The organism is Rickettsiales bacterium (genome assembly GCA_033762595.1).
Lineage (GTDB): Bacteria > Pseudomonadota > Alphaproteobacteria > Rickettsiales > UBA8987 > JANPLD01.
Map to the genome: position 1 here is coordinate 1 of JANRLM010000057.1, position 18,065 is coordinate 18,065.

Here is an 18,065-nt window from a genome sequence, read left to right on the forward strand (position 1 = left end):
TTTGTTACGCTTATGAAATTGAAGGCAGGGAGTATGATTATCTTCCAGCACTTCCGGAGCTTCAAGCCAAAGCAAAGGCTAAATATATAGAGATGAAAGGTTGGAAGAGTGAAACCACTGCAAATGTTAGAAATTTAGAAAATCTTCCCAAAAATGCTATCACTTATATTAAAAAATTGGAAGAGTTAATAGGGGTTAAAATTTCAGCAATCTCAACCTCTCCAGAAAGAGAAGATACTATTTTATTGGAAAAAATATTTTGATTAGAGTTTATCACTTACAACTAAATAACCTCTTTTGTTTCCCTCTCTAGCTTCGGTGTTCATTGCGTGATATAATTGATCAACTGAAACCCAATACCAAGGGTGTTTGTGAGATGCGGTATCTAGCACTAAAACGCTCCAAGTTGGCTCGTGGAAAGCTGCAATCGTTGAAAAGTGACCTGCTTGATGAAGCCCAATTATCTCACCATAAAAATTTGCAATAATGAATTTTTTATCAGACGAAAGAGCATCTTTTAAGTGGGAAATAAAATCCGCAACGCCATTATTTACATCATTATGAGCATAAAAAATATCAACCGAGCATTTATATATCTCAAGAATTCTTTTCATCTGCATTAGGCTTAAACCCGGATTGAACTCATCAAAATCAACATAGGCAACTTCATCTTTAATTTTAGGAAGAATTTTTTCACGATGCTTTACCAAATCAGTTTCATCATCTAGTAAAGAATTTTGCGTATAAATATTGAATGAAAACTCTCTAATTTCACCAGTGTTTCTATCAAAAAGTTTGAATATTCGCTCGTTGCTATCTGGTACAATTCCTTTATCAAGCCTTAGTGCATTTAGAACATTTACCATTGAGGCAACACTACCATAAAAAGGGTTTGCCATACTTTGAAATGTATGTGCAAGATGAAAAAAGGAATTATTATAATCAGATTCTAGCAACATTCTTTTGCCTTTTTCTGAATTCCAAGGTGTTACCACAACTAAATTCTTTGCGAATTTTCCTTCTAAAAAACTGGCGTATTGGGTGTTCTCCTTTATTGCCTTTTCTATAATTTCAGGATTTTTAGATTTGAAATTTTCAGATATTTTCTGCCAAATAGACATAAATTAAGGTGTTAGTTGTTGGTTTTTTAGAGGTTAGTTGTTGGTTTTTAGCTTTATTCCGCCGCTAAAGACCAAATACTAACAGCTAAACACCACTTGTATTAAAATTCAAATTTGTTGCGAATTGCATAAAAGCTAATATAGCAGCTAAATTATGAATGTTATCAAACCAAACTGGAATATATTTCGGCGGATTAACAAGCCCTTGCGACATTAAATAATTCATATCTTCAACATCGGAAATTGTCATTTTTCCAGAAAATAAAACCTTCAAATTGTTTAATTTATTTTCTTCCATAGAATTCATAAAAAAGCTAAAAACCTCAAGCATTCCTTTTATATAAACACCATCTTTGAAAAAAACTATTCCTCCCTTGGGTTTGCCACCTCTAAAAATTCTCATCGCAGACATGTAGGCTTCTTCGTTTGTATCCCCATTCTCTATAAAAAATTTGAAAATATCAAGAAAATCCGCACCATTAATAGCTTTATCAAGTGCAATTATTCTCTGTGCGATTCTTTTTAATCTATTTAGGTGTATTGAGCCAGTTATAAGCTCTGAAAACTGAGCAAGGCCTTCCTGTGTGGCGGTAATCCTAGGCGAAGTGAACTCCATTGCATACATATATTTCTGATTGATGCCATTTATGGAACACAAAGCGTGCGTGAAAACTTCATGGTTGAGAAGTTGCTTTGCCTCATATTTTTTGAAAATAGTATTGGCTCTAACTCTAACCTTTCTTGAGGTAACGGAAGCTCTTGAAGCCATTTTAGTATCAATTTCAACTTTGATATCGCCCCTTTCAAACACTCTATTAATATTATTTTCTAGATATTCCTTTAGTTGTTCTGAAGTTATTTCATTTTCATCATTTTCAATTACTGCTTCACTTTTGAATTTACTTTCAACATTAAGGAAAAATTTTGCGGCCTCAACGCTTGTTAAGTTATAATTAGGTAATTTGTCATATGGGCTGCCATATAAAACTTGTGATATTTCATTTACAATTTTTGTGCCAACGCCTTGCATCATAGCTATTGCATAAATATAGCTCTCAGTATTGCTTTTCAGAAAATTCGCTTCTATGGAAGTTTCACCAGCTAAACCATTTAATATATATTTCAGCTTTTCTTTCTTATCTGAGTATTCAATTTTTGGATATTCAAATTCAGGCAATATAGGGTTGCCCTTCTCGTAAGATTCAAGAAATACCGCCTTTGCATCATCTGGCCAATTTAATGTGCCAAGCACAGAAATGCTTCTGGCAAAACTCCTATATAAATCATTGTATTCTATTAATTTTTCTAACTTCATGATAGGGTGTTAGGTTCTATGTTCTAGGTTCTAGGAGTTTTATACTTAATAGTCTATAAATATTCATTAAAAAAATTTATAATAATAGTTGACATAGGGATTACGCAATATATATTCCGCACCTATTTTATATCTAAAATTATTTTCAAAATTCAAAGGAAATCTATTTATGGCAAGGATTGCGGGCGTTAATTTACCAACAAACAAAAGGTTAGAAATTTCATTGCGTTATTTATTTGGCGTTGGGCCAACTCGTGCAACTGAAATTTGCAAAGTTACCAAAATATCTCCTGATAAAAGGGTTAAAGATCTTACTGAGCAAGAAATAATTGCTATTCGTGAGTATATTGACGCTAATTTCGTTGTTGAGGGTGATCTTAGAAGGGAAGTTTCAAGTAATATCAAGCGGTTAGTTGATATGGCGTGCTATAGAGGCGTTAGACACAGGAAAAGATTGCCTGTTAGAGGTCAAAGAACTCATACTAATGCTAGAACAAGGAAGGGTAAAGCTATCCCAGTTGCTGGTAAAAAGCAAATTAATGCTAAGAAATAATAAATAATCTAATTTCATTTTTATATTAATATGAATACTAAAACGCAAACTCAAGAAAAAGAAACCAAAAATTCAGCCGCTAAGCCAGCTAAAAAGAAGGTTAAAAAGAATGTATCTAGGGGTGTAGTTCACATTAATGCCTCATTTAACAACACTATTGTTACAATTACTGACCAAACTGGTAATGCAATAGCTTGGTCAACATCTGGTGCTTGTGGCTTCAAAGGCTCAAGAAAATCAACACCTTATGCCGCTCAAGTTGCAACTGAAAAAGCTGCCAAACAAGCTCAAGAGTTCGGCTTAATAACGGTTGATGTTCTTATAAAGGGCGTTGGTGCAGGTAGGGAATCAGCATTAAGAGCGTTACAATCATGTGGCTTTAATGTTAATTCTATCAAGGACATAACTGGTGTTCCTCACAATGGCTGTAGAGCCCCTAAGAGAAGAAGAGTATAATCTTATCTCAAAATTTCATTTTCAATAATACTTAGAAACTAACTGGAGTTATAAATGTCTGCATTAATATCTAAAAACTGGAGAGAGCTAATTAAACCATCTAAAGTTAATTTCAAAGAGCAAACAAACAAAAAAGCAGTTATAGTTATTGAGCCTTTAGAAAGAGGTTTTGGTTTAACACTTGGTAACGCATTACGCAGGGTTTTACTTTCATCTTTACAAGGTGCGGCTGTTACGGCTATTAAAATTGATGGCGTTCTTCACGAATTCTCATCAATCTCAGGCGTTAAAGAAGATGTTGTTGATATTATACTTAATATTAAGTCATTGAATATTATATCACATGCCAATGATAAAAGAACTCTTAAACTTAAAGCTGTTGGCCCTTGTGCGGTTACTGCGGGTATGATTACTGAAACAAATGAAGTTAATATAGTAAATAAAGATTTGGTAATTTGCCACCTAGATGCAGGTGCTTCACTTGACATGGATTTAGTTGTTGAAACTGGCAAAGGTTACATTCCAGCAAATCAAAATAAGCCTAAAGAAGCTTCCATTGGCGTTATTCCTATTGATGCATTGTTTAGCCCTGTTCAGAAAGTTTCTTATAAAGTTGAAGAAACTCGTGTTGGTCAAGTTACAGATTATGATAGATTAATTCTCACTGTTGAAACTAATGGGGCAGTTAAGCCAGAGGATGCAATTGCATTTACTGCAAAAATTATTCAGGATCAACTTCAGGTATTCATTAACTTCCAAGAAGTTGAAGAAATCAAAGAAGTTAGAGATGAGCTTCCATTTAACAAAAACCTTCTTAAGAAAGTTGATGAGCTTGAGCTTTCAGTTCGCTCTGCAAACTGCCTCAAAAATGAGAATATCGTTTATATTGGTGATTTAGTTCGTAAAACTGAAGGTGAGATGTTAAGAACTCCTAATTTTGGTCGCAAATCACTTAATGAAATTAAGGAAGTTCTATCAGAAATGGGCTTGAGATTTGGTATGGAAGTTTTCGGTTGGCCACCTGAGAACATTGATGATCTTGCTAAGAAATATGAAGACCCTTTCAAGAACTAATTATTAATCTTGCTTTTTTAGATAAAATTGCTATGCAGGCTTAAAATTTTGAATAATATATTTTTATGAAACACAGAATTAAACAAAAAAAATTAAATAGAAAGGAAGGGCATAGGGATTCTACTCTTTCAAATTTAGCTTGCTCGCTTATTGAGCATGAGCAAATTAAAACAGGTTTAGTGAAGGCAAAAGCTCTTAAATCTTATGTTGAGAAGTTAATCACTCTAGGTAAACAAGGTGATCTAGCTGCTAAAAAAAGAGCTTTTTCAGTTCTTAAAAAAGAAACAGCAGTTAAAAAACTTTTTTCTGAAGTTGCTGAGAGATATAAAACTCGTAAAGGTGGTTATACTAGAGTTATTAAATTCGGCTTTAGACAAGGTGATTCTTGCCCGATGGCGATAATAGAACTTGTCGATAGAAATATTCTAGCAAAAGGTAAAGCGGACATTGAAAGGGTTGAAGCTGAAAGAGCGGAACTTTCTAAAGTTGCCTAATATAAATTACTCCATTTGATAAAATTAAAGCCAACCATGTAGGTTGGCTTTTTATTTTTTAATATAACATAACAAAAGCATGTGTTGCAAAAATATTAAAAAAATATTTGATTTTTAATTTATAAAATGATTTATAGCTTGCAAAATAAAAATTTGTTTATATCAAACTAACCATTGCGTAAGCAAATTATATTAAAATTCTAAACAAAAAGGCAATTACCATGAAAAATATACTTACTCTTGCTATCCTAGCTTTATCAATTTCAACTACTTCTTGCTCTTGGTTCAAAAAAGATAAGCCAAATCCCGATGCAACTTATGAAGATGGTGCATTATTAAACTCTCAGAATGTTGATTCTAGCAATATAGTTCCTCTTGATAACGCTAGCACTGATGCTTCAGCTCAACAAGGCTTAAATGTTGCAAGCCAGGAAGAGTTAATTGCGGTTGCAGGTGATAGAGTTTTCTTCGCAACTGATAGTTCATCTTTATCTTCTGATGCTCAAGCGACATTATCTCGTCAAGCTAATTGGTTAACTCAAAACCAGAATGTAAATGTTACTATTGAAGGACATTGCGATGAGCGTGGAACACGTGAATATAATATTGCACTTGGTGAAAGAAGGGCAAATGCAGTCAAGGATTTCCTAGTAAATCGTGGTGTGAACCCTGCTAGAGTTAATACTATCTCTTATGGTAAAGAATTCCCTGAATTCCTTGGTTCTACAGAGGCTTCTTGGTCTAAAAATCGTAGAGGCGTTACGGTTGTAAACTAAAAGTTAAACAATCTAATTTTTAGCCCCGCCCTAAGAAATTTCGGCGGGGCTTTTTATTTGTTAAAGTAAAATTATATGGAAGTAAAAATTTCTAAAAATTATTTTACTAATATTAAAAATTTTGCAATCGCTGTTTCTGGCGGCTTAGATAGTATGGCTTTAGCTTTTTTAGTCAAAAAGCAATTTCCAAAATTAAAATTTACTGCACTTATTGTTGATCACAAATTCCGCAGAGAATCAACTAAGGAGGCCAATGAAGTAAAAAAATACTTAGAAAAAAATGATGTAAACGCTGTTGTTCTAACTCCATTAACTATCAACCATCAACCATCAACTATAAGTGAGGAATCTCTCAGAAATCTTCGCTACAACCTTATTACAAAATATTGCAAAGAAAATAATATAAAAAATGTTTTTCTGGCACATCATAAAGATGATAATGTTGAAACTTTCTTAATGAGGCTTGAGCGTGGTTCGGGCTTGCAAGGGCTTTCTGCAATTAAAGAAAAATCTTCAATTAATGGAATAAATTTCATTCGCCCACTTCTAAATTATTCTAAAAATGATCTAAAAAATTTCTTGATTGAAAATAAAATTAAATGGTTTGAGGACTCATCTAACCAGAATCAGAAATTCACTAGAAACAAGATTAGAACAGCTTTGCAAGACATTTCTGATTATGACTTACTTTCTAATAGAATTAACTCAGTGATTGAAAATATTTCAAGAGCCAATGATTTTATAGAAATTGAAACTGAAAATTTTTTCAAAAAATTATGCAAAAATATTTTTGATAATATTTATGAAATTTCCTTAAATGATTTTATAAATTTACACAGCGAAATTGCCTTTAGAATTATAAAAAAAATTCTTTTAGAAATATCCCAAAACATCAGAAAAACTAAGGAAAATATAATTGAAAATAATGAATTGCGTTTTGATTCAATAAAAAATATTTACTTAAAAATTTGCATTAAGAAAAATTTTTCTATGACTTATAATTTTTGTGAAATTATGCTGGAAAATGATAAAATTTATTTTTTCCCTGAGCTTTCAAAAATAAGTTCATTTACTCCTATTGGTAAAAAAAATTTAGATGAATTTAAGAAAAAAAATCCAAAACTTAAAAACATTCATTACAAATTATTAAGAACACTAGATAATAATTATTTTAATAAATAGATTGAAATTTTATCTTTTATACCCCATTTAGATATTAATATAACTCCCATACCTAACCCCCTAGAATATGAATAATTTTGGAAAAAATATTTTACTATGGATTATAATAATTGTTTCGCTTGGCTTTTTTTATGATCAAATGAATCAAGAAAGCACAATGTCAACGCTTAATTTTTCTGATTTTATCTCAAGCGTTGAAAAGGGAAATGTTCAATCTGTTCGCATTCAGGATAATTTTATTAGTGGCAAATTTTCTGATGGAACAAGCTTTACAACATACTCCCCTAATTATCCAAGTTTAGCTGAAAAACTTCAAGTTGCGGGAGTTGTCATTGATGCTCGTCCGCAAGATAGTTCAGGCGGATTTCTAATGAGTTTGCTTGCTTCTGCTTTTCCAATTTTGCTTTTAGTGGGTTTATGGTTTTTAATGATGAAACAAATGGGCGGTGGTAAAGGTGGAGGTGCGTTTGGGTTTGGTCGCTCTAAAGCTCGTATGCTTACTGAAAAAGATGGCGTTATTAAATTCGCAGATGTTGCAGGTATTGACGAAGCGAAAGAGGAGGTGCAGGAGATTGTTGAGTTCTTAAAAGATCCTCAAAAATTCACAGCTCTTGGTGGAAAAATTCCAAAAGGAGTGTTGCTTTCAGGTAGCCCCGGAACAGGCAAAACCTTGCTTGCAAGGGCTATTGCTGGGGAGGCTGGTGTGCCTTTTTTCTCAATTTCAGGCTCTGATTTTGTGGAAATGTTTGTTGGTGTTGGTGCAAGCCGTGTTCGTGATATGTTTGATCAGGCAAGAAGGCACGCACCTTGCATCGTTTTTATTGACGAGATTGATGCAGTAGGCCGTCATAGAGGCGCTGGAATGGGTGGTGGAAATGATGAGCGAGAGCAAACTCTAAACCAGCTTTTAGTTGAAATGGACGGGTTTTCGCCAACTGCTGGAATAATAATCGTTGCTGCTACAAACCGCCCTGATGTGCTTGATCCAGCTTTACTTCGCCCAGGAAGGTTTGATAGGCAAGTTGTTGTGCCATTGCCAGATATTAACGGCAGGGAGCAAATTCTAAAAATACACACTCAAAAAATCCCTGTAGCACCGGATGTTAATTTAATGACGATTGCTCGAGGAACACCAGGTTTTTCTGGTGCAGATTTGGCAAATTTATGTAACGAAGCCGCACTTATTGCAGCTAGAAGAAATAAAAAACTCATAACAATGCGAGAGATAGAATACGCCAAAGATAAAGTTATGATGGGTGCAGAAAGAAAATCAATGGTAATGGATAATGAGGAGAAGAAACTCACCGCCTATCACGAAGCAGGACATGCTATTGTTGGAATGTATGCTCCCGGTTGCGATCCAATACACAAGGCAACAATTATCCCTCGTGGGCGAGCTTTAGGAATGGTTATGCGACTGCCAGAGAAGGATAAATATTCGGTTACTCGCCAAAAAATGAAATCAGATATGGCTATGGCGATGGGTGGCAGAGTAGCTGAAGAGCTTATTTTTGGCTATGATAAAGTTACAAGCGGTGCATCATCTGATATTCAATATGCCTCAAATATGGCGCGTTCTATGGTGAAAAAATGGGGTATGAGTGATAAAGTTGGCCCAGTATTTCACGGCGATGATAATGAAAACCCGTTTTTAGGATATTCGCTTGGCAAAAAAGATGCAGTTTCTGAGGAAACACTTAATTTAATTGATGATGAAGTAAAATCTCTAGTTAATGAAGCCTATGAATATGCAAAAAAATTGCTAAATGAACACATTGAAAAGCTTCATCAATTAGCTAATTCACTTATGGAATATGAAACTCTAACAGGGCCAGAAATCCAAGATTTATTTGATGGCAAGTTGAATAAGCCAACGCTTGGCTCAAATGATAATAACCCTGCGGAAATCAAAAAAACCTCTTTTGCATAATATATTTAAGAATTTTCTTAGTTTATAGAAAATTTTCTTGAAAAATTTTCTATAATATTCAACCTATAGTTAAAATCTTATTTCTACTATATGCTTAAGAAAATTTTTATTTTATTTATTCTATTTTTAATTCCTATCAATTCTCATTCGGAAGAAAAAATTGAAAGAGTAATTATTGCGGCTGATGAATGGTGTCCATATAATTGTATTCCTAATTCAAAATATGAAGGCGTATTAGTTGAAATTGCAAGGCAAGCCTTAAAAGAGCATAATATTGAAGTAAAGTATATTACAATGCCTTGGGCAAGGGCGGTGGAGCAGGCTAGATTAGGTAAAATAGATGCGGTATTCGGTGCGTCTAAGCCTGATACGCCTGATTTTATTTTTCCTAAAACACCTCAACAAAAAATGGTCAATGCATTTTATGTAACTGATAAAAATAAAGATTGGAAATATGAAGGAATAAAGTCTTTAGAAAATATGTCTATAGGTGTCATTAATGGCTACAGCTATGGTAATAAAGAGCTTGACGATTATATACTTAAAAACTCTGATTATATTTCAAAAGTTCAAGTTGCAAATGGTGATGAACCTCAATTTCAAAATCTTGTTAAATTAAAAAGGAGTAGAATTGATGCGGTTATAGAAGATGAGAATGTAATGAAATATATTCTTAAAAAATATAAAATTGATGGTGTTTTTAAATCAGAAAAAAATGTTAAAAATCAAAAAATTTCTCAAGATTTATTTGTGGCATTTAGCCCCGCTAAAAAAGAACAATCTAATAAGTTAGCCAAGATAATCTCTGACTATACCGATAAGATAATTAAGAATGGTGAATATAAAAATATAAATAAAAAATATGGGTTGTAATGCTTTCTATTGATTCAAATACTAAGCCGACACTCGCCAGAAAAATCACTCTTCTGGTTTTAATTGGTCTTATAATTATTTTTATAACTATTTCAGCGCTATCAATATTAATCATAAAAGATAAACTCAATGAAGACTTTGAATTCAAAGTAAATTATCTAATAAACAATCTAACAAATTCCTTAGCAAAACCAATTTGGGATTTGGATAATATCCAAATCAATGAAATTCTTGATGGTTATGGTAAATATAAATTTATTGATCATATAAGATTAATCGATGAAGACGGAAAAAATATAATAGCTGAAATTGGTGAACACCCATCAGATGAGCCAGATAAAAATTATATATTATTCCCCAACTATAGGACCTTTGTTAAGGAAATTACATTCAACTATAAAGGTGAGGAAAAAATTATCGCTAAGTTAGATTTAGATGTAAATTTTTCTCAGCAAGTTAATTTTTTAGAAAATTTTTTACTTACTATATTTACAATTGCATCATTATTTTTTCTATTATTAATAATTTATATTTATAGAGTTATTAAAATTACTTTAATACCTATAACTTCTTTAAGTAATAAAATTGCTTTTATAGGGCAGGGTGAAAAGGTTGTTTTACCAAGCATTAACTCTGATTCTTATGAAATTGAATCCCTATATAATGCTCTAAAAATCTACAAAGAAACCAATGAAAAATATGCTGAAAATCTTGAAGTTGAAGTTGCAAAAAGAACTTATGAGTTAGAAGAATATAAAAATGGCCTTGAGCAATTAATTGAAGAGCAAACAGAGCATATAGTAAAAAGTAGAGATGAAGCAATAAAAGCTAATAATGCTAAATCAGAATTTTTAGCAAATATGAGCCATGAACTTAGAACTCCAATGCATGCAATTATTAGTTACTCGCAAATGGGCATTGATAAGGCGGAAAACATTGAGCCATCAAAACTTCTAAAGTATTTTAATAATATAAACACGAGTGCTAATAGATTACTAAATTTGGTGAATTCATTGCTTGATTTATCCAAGCTCGAGTCTGGTAAAGTAAATCTTTATCTTGATAAAATTTTAATTAGTGAAATTGCAGATGAAGTTTTGAATGAGTTGGAATCTCTTATTAAATCAAAAGCAATAAAAATAAAAACTAATTATTCAGAAATTCCAAAAATATTTTTAGATAGGGAAAAAATATTTAGAGTTATTATGAATATCATTTCTAATGCAGTTAAATATTCTAGTAATGGAACAGAAATTGAAATAAACATTTATTCAAACGCAGAAAATTTATTTTTTAGTGTTATTGATAATGGTCAAGGTATTCCTGAGAATGAACTTGAATATATATTTGATAAATTCGCACAAAGCTCAAACACTAAAACGGGAGCAGGTGGAACTGGGCTTGGGCTTGCAATATGCTCAGAGATAATAAAATTACATAATGGTAAAATCTGGGCAGAAAATAGATCTGATACCAAAGGTGCAATTTTTACATTTACACTTCCTGTAAATAATGAAGAATATATGGTATAATTTTTTATGGAAAATATAGAAAATCTTGAAAGCAAAAAAATTTTACTCGTTGATGATGAGGAACTAAATTTGGATATTCTACAGGAATATTTAACTGAAGAAGGCTATCAAACAATTTTGGCTCATAATGGCTTGGAAGGGCTTGAAAGGCTCGCTGAAAACCCCGATGTATCAGCAATAATTCTAGATAGAATGATGCCCGCTATGGATGGCATTACTTTTATGTATGAGATTAGAAAAAACCCTAAATTTTCCGATTTACCAGTTGTGATGCAAACTGCAGCGACCTCGCCTGAACAAGTAAGAGAGGGAATTGAAGCTGGTGTTTTTTACTATCTTGCTAAACCTTATTCTAAAACACTCTTAGTATCTATATTAAAATCAGCTTTAGAGCATAATAATAAATTCAAAAATTTTAAGACGGAATATGAAAGCCAAAAGAGAGCTTTAGGGTTATTAGAAAGTGCAGTTTTCAAATTCCAAAATTTAGAGCAAGCAAGAAATCTCTCAATTTTAGCCTCGGGCTTTATGCCAGATGCTGAAAAAAGCTTATTTGGGCTTCATGAATTAACCGTGAATGCAATAGAACACGGAAATTTAGGAATAACTTACAGCCAAAAAAAAGAACTTCTTGAAAAAGGATTATGGCGTGATGAAATTGATAGATTATGCAATTCACAAGAAAATTTATCAAAATTTGCTGAGCTTCATATAAATTCAAATAATGAATTTATAGAAATTAAAATTAAAGATTGCGGAACTGGTTTTGATTATAAAAAATATTTAGAAGTTGATTCTACCAGAATGACCGATCCAAACGGAAGGGGTATCGCCATCACTAAAATGTATGCATTTGATGAAATGGAATATCTTGGAAGTGGTAATATTGTTCGTTGCAAAGTTATAAAAAAATAAAATTCTTACTTATGAAAATATTTTTCTTAATTTTAGTTACATTTTTAATTTCACAAAATGCTTTAGCTGAAGGGCAATCTGAATCTATAGGAACTCATAATAATGGCTGTATGCTTTATTCTGCTGAGTTAAGCAAGAATAGCCAAGATTATAAACTTCCTAGAGTAGAGAGAGGGCATAATTATGGCCACCCTGAAATGGTTGAGTTGCTTGAAGATTATAGCTACCGCGTTAAACAAATGACGGGTAAAGAGCTTCTTATCGCAGATATTTCCAAAAAAAATGGTGGGCCAGTTTTTATGCTTCATTCTTCGCACCAAACGGGGCTTGATGCCGATATTTGGTTTACTCTTTATGATGCTAAACAAAATTTATCCTCTGAGGATATTAAAACTCTGCAACCCTTAAATATGGCAGATGAAAAGGGCAAATCAGTAAGTTCTTTTTGGGGCTCTAATCAGGAAGATATATTAAAACTTTTTGCCCAAAACGATAAAGTGGATAGAATTTTTGTTAATTACAATATCAAAAATTATTATTGCTCAAAATTTAAGAATGAAGATTGGCAGAAGAAAATTCGCCCTTGGTGGGGGCATAATGAGCATTTTCATATTCGTTTGAAGTGTCCAAAAAATTCTGAGGAATGCATTTCAAAAGGGCAAGAAATAAAAAATGATGGCTGTGGCTCTGAGCTTGCTTGGTGGTTTAGCGATGAGGCAAAACAACCAAAATCTAAAAAAGAAGCTGAGGCCAAACTCACAGAAGAACAAATTTTGGAAAGGCTTCCAAATCGCTGCAAAGAAATCCTTAAAGATGAAATTTTAGAGGTTAACTAGAATAAATAAAAATATTATCTTTTTCTGCTTGGTGCTTGGTGGTTTCAAAATCCAAAATAATTGATTCTTCTGCGCTTAAGGCAACGCCAGAGAATTTCAAATCTTTCAATAAATAAATTGTGTTAATGCCTATAGATGGCAAATCTGCTCTTTTATCTTGCGAAGGTTTGCAGGACTTAACCAAAATCGCACCCTTTCCACCTCTTTGAAGTTTGGCACATCTTTTTATAAGCTCAGAAGTTCCTTCCGCACCTTCAACGCCAAGAACCTCACCATCTTGAACAATAACAGCTTGCCCAATATCTAAATTACCAAGAGTTTTTGCAACTTCAAAGCCTTTTTGAATATCAAATAATTGCCTTTCATTTGGTTTGTTTTTAGTAATAAAGCCTTTTTTTGTAAGCAACTCAGGGGCAATATCAGAAACACCTATCACTGAAAAATTATGCTCTTCCAAAAATTTTATAATTTCTCTTAAAGCAGAATCATCACCTGCATTTTTAAGTGAGATTAATCGTTTTAATAATTTTGCACCTGTTAAATCAGGAATTAGCGAGAGCAGGGGAGGGCGTTTTATTCCGCCAGCTAGAAGTAAATGTTGCACTGAATTTTCTCTAAAAAAATCTAAGATTTTTCCTACATTTGTAATGCTTGACCAGATAAAATTTTTCTCAGCAATTGCAAATTTTATATTAGTTTTTTTCTTATTTTTCTTGAGGTTTTCTAGAGTTTCTTCTGCTGAACCTTTCAGAAAAACAAAAAAAGTTTCAATGCCCTTTTTGCTTGCGATTTCAGCAATTTCATAAGGCAAACTGCCTGATCCAGATATGATACCTATTTTTTCCAAAGTCGCTTTTTCGTTGTTTCGTTTATTCGTTGTTTCGTTTATTTTAAGCAACGAAAAAACGAATCAATTAATTACTTCCTAGGCTGGCATATAGCCCTGTTTTCAGCGTTTTTTATGAAGTTTATTATCTGCATAACTTCAGCATTATTTTGATATTTTTCTGATAAAATTTTTATCCTTTCATTTATTGTGCCAGAATTTTTATCAAAAATTTCATCAAACGCTTCTCTTATATTTATAATAGCTTCACGATTGAAATTCCTTCTTTTCAAGCCAACTAAATTCAATCCTTGAAGGGAAGCCCTTTCGCCAAAAGCATTTCCAAATGGTATTACATCACTTTCAATACCACTCATTCCGCCAACCATAGCGTGTGTTCCAACCCTAACATATTGATGAATTGCTGATAAACCCCCAATTATTGCGAAATCTTCAACTATAACATGGCCTGCAAGTGTTGCATTATTTGCAAGAATAGTATTGCTTCCAACTATACAATCATGTGCGATATGCACGCCAACCATAAATAAATTATTGCTACCGATTATAGTTTTTCCGCCACCGCCTTTAGTGCCACTATGAATCGTTGTGTGTTCCCTAAAGCTATTATTATCACCAATTATTGTGTGGGATTCTTCATTATGGAATTTGAGATCCTGCGGGATAATTCCAACCGAGCAAAAGGGGAAAAATTTATTTCCTGAACCTATTATAGTTTTGCCGTTTTCTGCGGAAGTTATAGATGCGTGATTATAAATTTTGCAATTATCGCCAATTTCTACATTGCCTGAAATAACCGCATAAGCACCAATTTCAACATTATTGCCAAGTTTAACATTCTCACCAATTATTGCAGTTGGGTGGATTTTATTCATAAGGAATAACAATAGATTATAGCATTATCATTGCTGAGATTTTAGCTTCAGTAACCAGTGTTTCACCAACATAGGCTGCACATTCAAACTTCCATAAACTCTTACGATTTTGAAGTTTTTTAACTTTAATGTTTAGGGTGTCATTTGGTAAAACTGGTTTTCTGAATTTTGCTTCTTCTATTGAAGTAAAATAAACAATTTTTCCCTTAGCTTCTGCAACTGAATATGCAACCAATATTGCACAAGTTTGAGCCATCGCCTCAACGATATAAACCCCCGGATAAACTGGATGATTTGGAAAATGCCCCGCAAGAACAGGCTCATTAGGCGTAACAAGTTTAATGCCCGTTGCGGATTCTCCCTCAACTACATCTTCAACCCTATCAACTAATAAAATTGGGTCTCTATGTGGGATAAGCTCTTTAATTTGCTCTAATGAAATTGATGACATAACCTTTTATTATCTGTTTATATTTTATTTAACCTTGATAAGAAATTTTACAATAACTAAAATTGAATTAGTTAATTAAGTTTTTTTTGGGTTGGCTAGTTTATCCAAAATAATTGTTTGCCTGTGATATTGATTCACTGGAACGGCAGGTGTGCCACTAACTTTAGCTTTTGGTTCAACATCTCTTGAAATTCCTGCTTGAGCACCAATTTGAGCTTGTGAACCAATTTTAAGATGCCCTGCAATTCCAGCCTGACCGCCAATAATAACATAATCGCCAATTTCAGTAGAGCCAGAAATTCCTACTTGAGAAACTATTATACAATGTTTGCCAATTTTCACATTATGGCCAATTTGAACAAGATTATCAATTTTAGTGCCTTCACCAATTATTGTATCAGGGTTTGCGCCCCTATCAATTGTGGTATTCGCACCTATTTCAACATCATTTTCAATAAGAACTCGCCCTAGTTGAGGAACTTTTATGTGCTTGCCATTATGAAAAGCATAGCCAAAGCCATCTTGGCCAATAGATGTCCCATTGTGAATAATCACATTATCACCAATTATTGCATTTGTAATGTTTACATTAGAATTTATTGTGCAATTTCTGCCAATTTTACAGCCTTCACCAATATAAACACCTGCTTTAATTGTTGTGCCTTCGCCAATATCTGCAGAGCTTTCAACAAATGCAAGTTCAGAAATATCTAAGAATTTATTTTCTTTATTATAAAATTTTGAGGCGATTACTGCGTAAGAATAATAAGGGTTTTCTGAGACAAGCAAAGCCATATTGGTTGGGGCTTTTGAAATGTTTTTCTCACTTAAAATGCAAGCGGAAGCCTTTGTTTTTGTAAGTTCATCAGCATATTTTGGATTTTGAAGAAAAGTAATATCACCCTCTTTTGCCATAGAAAGAGCTGAAACATCAGAGATTATAATATCTTCACTAGAATTATTAACTAATCTACAGCCTGAAATTTCTGCAAGGAGAGAAATCTTGAAAACTCCATTTTTTTTATGAAATCTTGAATCCGCCATTATTATGCGATGATTTGTTTTTCTTTGAGTAATGCCTGCAACTCTCCAGAATTAAACATTTCTCTAGTAATATCAGCACCGCCAATAAACTCACCTTTGATAAATAATTGCGGAATGGTTGGCCAATCAGCGTAATCTTTAATGCCTTGCCTTAATTCCTCAGATTCTAAAATGTTAAAATCTTTGAATTTAACGCCAAGATTATTAAGTATTGCAACCACTGCCCCTGAAAACCCACACATTGGGAATTTCTGAGTGCCTTTCATAAATAACACTACATCATTATTATCAAGTTGTTGCTTGATAAATTGAAAAATAGCTGGTTGATTTTCTGCGAGGTTATTAGTCATAAAATTTGCTTAATTAATAGGGTTTGTTTTAATAGAAACTGCGTGAATATTCAAGTGCTTAATAGAATTTTGCACCAGCCTATGCTGAGAAATTCTATTTATGCCAGAAAAGGCTTTATCTGCAATCGTAACCTCCCAATGGTCATCATCACCTGTTAAAGATTTTAGGGATATTTCAGCTTCTGGAAAAGCCTCAGAAAGTGTATTGTGCAATGTATTTTTATCAGCAGGCATTAGAAAAATTTAGTAATTAAAAAAATACCCTCTCCATCTAGGAGGGGAAAAATAAAAAAAATCCCTCCCCCTGTTTACGGGGGGAGGATAGGAGGGGGGCAAGAAGTCCTATCAACCAACAACCATCAACTATTAACTAATGATGCCCCCACCCCAACCCTCCTCCGTAAACGGGAGAGGGAGCTATTTTCATCTCCCCCTTATAAAAGCGGAGAGGGGGAAAATCAGAATTGATTAAATAATTTGATTGTAAAATAGTTATAAACTATAAAATTGCAAGATTTGAAGTATGAAAATATATTTACCCCCTCTCCCTTTGGGAGAGGAAAAATAAAAAAATCCCTCCCCCTGTTTACAGGGGGGAGGATAGGAGGGGGCAAGAAGTCCTATCAACCAACAACCATCAACTATTAACTAATGATGCCCCCACCCCAACCCTCCCCCGTAAACGGGAGAGGGAGCTATTTTCATCTCCCCCTTATAAAAGGATAGAGGAAATTTTTGTTTCTTAAAAATTTGAAATATAACTAATGATTAACAATCCGCAAACTTCAAAAACTATTATTCTTGCTCAGCCGAGAGGGTTTTGTGCTGGTGTTGATAGAGCCATTGAAATCGTTGAAAAGGCTATAGAAAAATATGGCTCACCTGTATATGTTCGCCACGAAATTGTTCATAACAAATTTGTAGTTGATAATCTTAAGGCTAAAGGTGCGGTTTTTGTTAAGGAAATATCTGAAATTCCTGAAGGCTCAGTGGTTATATTTTCCGCCCATGGCGTTTCTGAAAAAGTTGAGATGGAAGCAAAATTCCGAAGCCTTCCTATTCTTGATGCAACTTGCCCACTGGTTACAAAAGTTCATAATCAAGCAATTAGAAACGAGCGTGAAGGCAGGCAAATCATTCTTATCGGGCATAAAAATCACCCTGAAGTAGAGGGGACTTCCGGAAGAGTAAAAAATGGTGTAATATTAGTTGAGAAAGAAAGCGATGTTGAAAATATACAAGTTAAAGATGGCGGAAATTTAGCTTATGTAACGCAAACAACGCTTAGCATTTCTGAAACAAGGGGGATTATAAATAAACTTAAAGAAAGGTTTCCAAATATAATAGGGCCTGAAACTAAGGATATTTGCTATGCAACGCAAAATCGGCAAGATGCAGTTTCAATGCTTGCACCACAAGTTGATGTTATGCTGGTGGTGGG

21 protein-coding genes are annotated in these 18,065 nt (G+C 33.3%); 13 read left to right on the forward strand and 8 right to left on the reverse strand.

The annotated features are described in order from the left end of the window. The coding region (locus tag SFT90_04445; protein MDX1949732.1) for an adenylosuccinate synthetase at nucleotides 1-263 on the forward strand (263 nt) is incomplete at its 5' end. Here the strand turns inward: SFT90_04445 and SFT90_04450 are convergent. Together SFT90_04450 and SFT90_04455 are read right to left on the reverse strand one after the other, a co-directional pair. Continuing rightward, a complete protein-coding gene (locus tag SFT90_04450; GenBank protein MDX1949733.1) occupies nucleotides 264-1,121 on the reverse strand; it encodes a phytochelatin synthase family protein in 858 nt (285 codons plus the stop codon). An 85-nt stretch (nucleotides 1,122-1,206) separates the two neighbouring features. Then, nucleotides 1,207-2,436: a DUF1704 domain-containing protein gene (locus SFT90_04455; GenBank protein ID MDX1949734.1), complete on the reverse strand. Its 1,230-nt coding sequence runs from the start codon at nucleotides 2,434-2,436 to the stop codon at nucleotides 1,207-1,209. Nucleotides 2,437-2,605: 169 nt separating this feature from the next. Here SFT90_04455 and rpsM point away from each other — a divergent pair, with 169 nt between their 5' ends. The 11 genes from rpsM (at nucleotide 2,606) to SFT90_04510 (ending at nucleotide 13,057) form a co-directional block, all read left to right on the forward strand. Next, complete coding sequence (gene rpsM, locus SFT90_04460) at nucleotides 2,606-2,989, forward strand: 30S ribosomal protein S13 (protein MDX1949735.1); 384 nt, start codon at nucleotides 2,606-2,608, stop codon at nucleotides 2,987-2,989. A 30-nt stretch (nucleotides 2,990-3,019) separates the two neighbouring features. Beyond that, on the forward strand, nucleotides 3,020-3,445 hold the full coding sequence (gene rpsK, locus SFT90_04465) for a 30S ribosomal protein S11 (protein MDX1949736.1): 426 nt from the start codon (nucleotides 3,020-3,022) through the stop codon (nucleotides 3,443-3,445). Between the two features lie 54 nt (nucleotides 3,446-3,499). Next, nucleotides 3,500-4,519: a DNA-directed RNA polymerase subunit alpha gene (locus SFT90_04470; GenBank protein ID MDX1949737.1), complete on the forward strand. Its 1,020-nt coding sequence runs from the start codon at nucleotides 3,500-3,502 to the stop codon at nucleotides 4,517-4,519. 65 nt (nucleotides 4,520-4,584) lie between these two features. Then, the gene (rplQ, locus tag SFT90_04475; protein ID MDX1949738.1) at nucleotides 4,585-5,013 is read left to right on the forward strand and encodes a 50S ribosomal protein L17; all 429 of its coding nucleotides are present in this window, start codon (nucleotides 4,585-4,587) and stop codon (nucleotides 5,011-5,013) included. A 221-nt stretch (nucleotides 5,014-5,234) separates the two neighbouring features. Next, nucleotides 5,235-5,789 carry a peptidoglycan-associated lipoprotein Pal gene (pal, locus tag SFT90_04480; GenBank protein ID MDX1949739.1) on the forward strand — a complete coding sequence of 185 codons (555 nt, stop codon included), beginning with the start codon at nucleotides 5,235-5,237 and terminating at the stop codon, nucleotides 5,787-5,789. 75 nt (nucleotides 5,790-5,864) lie between these two features. Further along, entirely contained in the window at nucleotides 5,865-6,971 is a 1,107-nt protein-coding gene (gene tilS, locus SFT90_04485) for a tRNA lysidine(34) synthetase TilS (protein MDX1949740.1), read from the forward strand. 67 nt (nucleotides 6,972-7,038) lie between these two features. Beyond that, a complete protein-coding gene (ftsH, locus tag SFT90_04490; protein ID MDX1949741.1) occupies nucleotides 7,039-8,901 on the forward strand; it encodes an ATP-dependent zinc metalloprotease FtsH in 1,863 nt (620 codons plus the stop codon). Nucleotides 8,902-8,991: 90 nt separating this feature from the next. Continuing rightward, on the forward strand, nucleotides 8,992-9,774 hold the full coding sequence (locus tag SFT90_04495) for a transporter substrate-binding domain-containing protein (GenBank protein ID MDX1949742.1): 783 nt from the start codon (nucleotides 8,992-8,994) through the stop codon (nucleotides 9,772-9,774). Beyond that, nucleotides 9,774-11,306 (forward strand): HAMP domain-containing sensor histidine kinase, encoded by a 1,533-nt coding sequence (locus SFT90_04500; GenBank protein MDX1949743.1) that lies wholly within the window; start codon nucleotides 9,774-9,776, stop codon nucleotides 11,304-11,306. Before SFT90_04495 ends, SFT90_04500 begins: the two co-directional genes overlap by 1 nt. Before the next feature lie 6 nt (nucleotides 11,307-11,312). Continuing rightward, nucleotides 11,313-12,221 carry a response regulator gene (locus tag SFT90_04505; GenBank protein ID MDX1949744.1) on the forward strand — a complete coding sequence of 303 codons (909 nt, stop codon included), beginning with the start codon at nucleotides 11,313-11,315 and terminating at the stop codon, nucleotides 12,219-12,221. An 11-nt stretch (nucleotides 12,222-12,232) separates the two neighbouring features. Then, nucleotides 12,233-13,057, forward strand: coding sequence for a penicillin-insensitive murein endopeptidase (locus SFT90_04510; protein MDX1949745.1), 825 nt, complete (start codon nucleotides 12,233-12,235; stop codon nucleotides 13,055-13,057). Here SFT90_04510 and lpxI read toward each other — a convergent pair. The 6 genes from lpxI to SFT90_04540 all read right to left on the reverse strand — a co-directional run bounded on the left by lpxI (nucleotide 13,050) and on the right by SFT90_04540 (nucleotide 16,858). Further along, a complete protein-coding gene (gene lpxI / locus SFT90_04515; GenBank protein ID MDX1949746.1) occupies nucleotides 13,050-13,904 on the reverse strand; it encodes a UDP-2,3-diacylglucosamine diphosphatase LpxI in 855 nt (284 codons plus the stop codon). The genes SFT90_04510 and lpxI overlap by 8 nt on opposite strands. 71 nt (nucleotides 13,905-13,975) lie before the next feature. Continuing rightward, entirely contained in the window at nucleotides 13,976-14,779 is an 804-nt protein-coding gene (gene lpxA / locus SFT90_04520) for an acyl-ACP--UDP-N-acetylglucosamine O-acyltransferase (GenBank protein ID MDX1949747.1), read from the reverse strand. 16 nt (nucleotides 14,780-14,795) lie between these two features. Continuing rightward, on the reverse strand, nucleotides 14,796-15,230 hold the full coding sequence (fabZ, locus tag SFT90_04525; GenBank protein MDX1949748.1) for a 3-hydroxyacyl-ACP dehydratase FabZ: 435 nt from the start codon (nucleotides 15,228-15,230) through the stop codon (nucleotides 14,796-14,798). Between the two features lie 75 nt (nucleotides 15,231-15,305). Beyond that, nucleotides 15,306-16,274, reverse strand: coding sequence for a UDP-3-O-(3-hydroxymyristoyl)glucosamine N-acyltransferase (gene lpxD, locus SFT90_04530; GenBank protein ID MDX1949749.1), 969 nt, complete (start codon nucleotides 16,272-16,274; stop codon nucleotides 15,306-15,308). 2 nt (nucleotides 16,275-16,276) lie between these two features. After that, the gene (grxD, locus tag SFT90_04535) at nucleotides 16,277-16,624 is read right to left on the reverse strand and encodes a Grx4 family monothiol glutaredoxin (protein ID MDX1949750.1); all 348 of its coding nucleotides are present in this window, start codon (nucleotides 16,622-16,624) and stop codon (nucleotides 16,277-16,279) included. 9 nt (nucleotides 16,625-16,633) lie between these two features. Beyond that, on the reverse strand, nucleotides 16,634-16,858 hold the full coding sequence (locus tag SFT90_04540) for a BolA/IbaG family iron-sulfur metabolism protein (GenBank protein MDX1949751.1): 225 nt from the start codon (nucleotides 16,856-16,858) through the stop codon (nucleotides 16,634-16,636). Between the two features lie 530 nt (nucleotides 16,859-17,388). On the opposite strand from SFT90_04540, the gene ispH reads away from it, so the two are divergent. Continuing rightward, the coding region (gene ispH / locus SFT90_04545) for a 4-hydroxy-3-methylbut-2-enyl diphosphate reductase (GenBank protein MDX1949752.1) at nucleotides 17,389-18,065 on the forward strand (677 nt) is incomplete at its 3' end.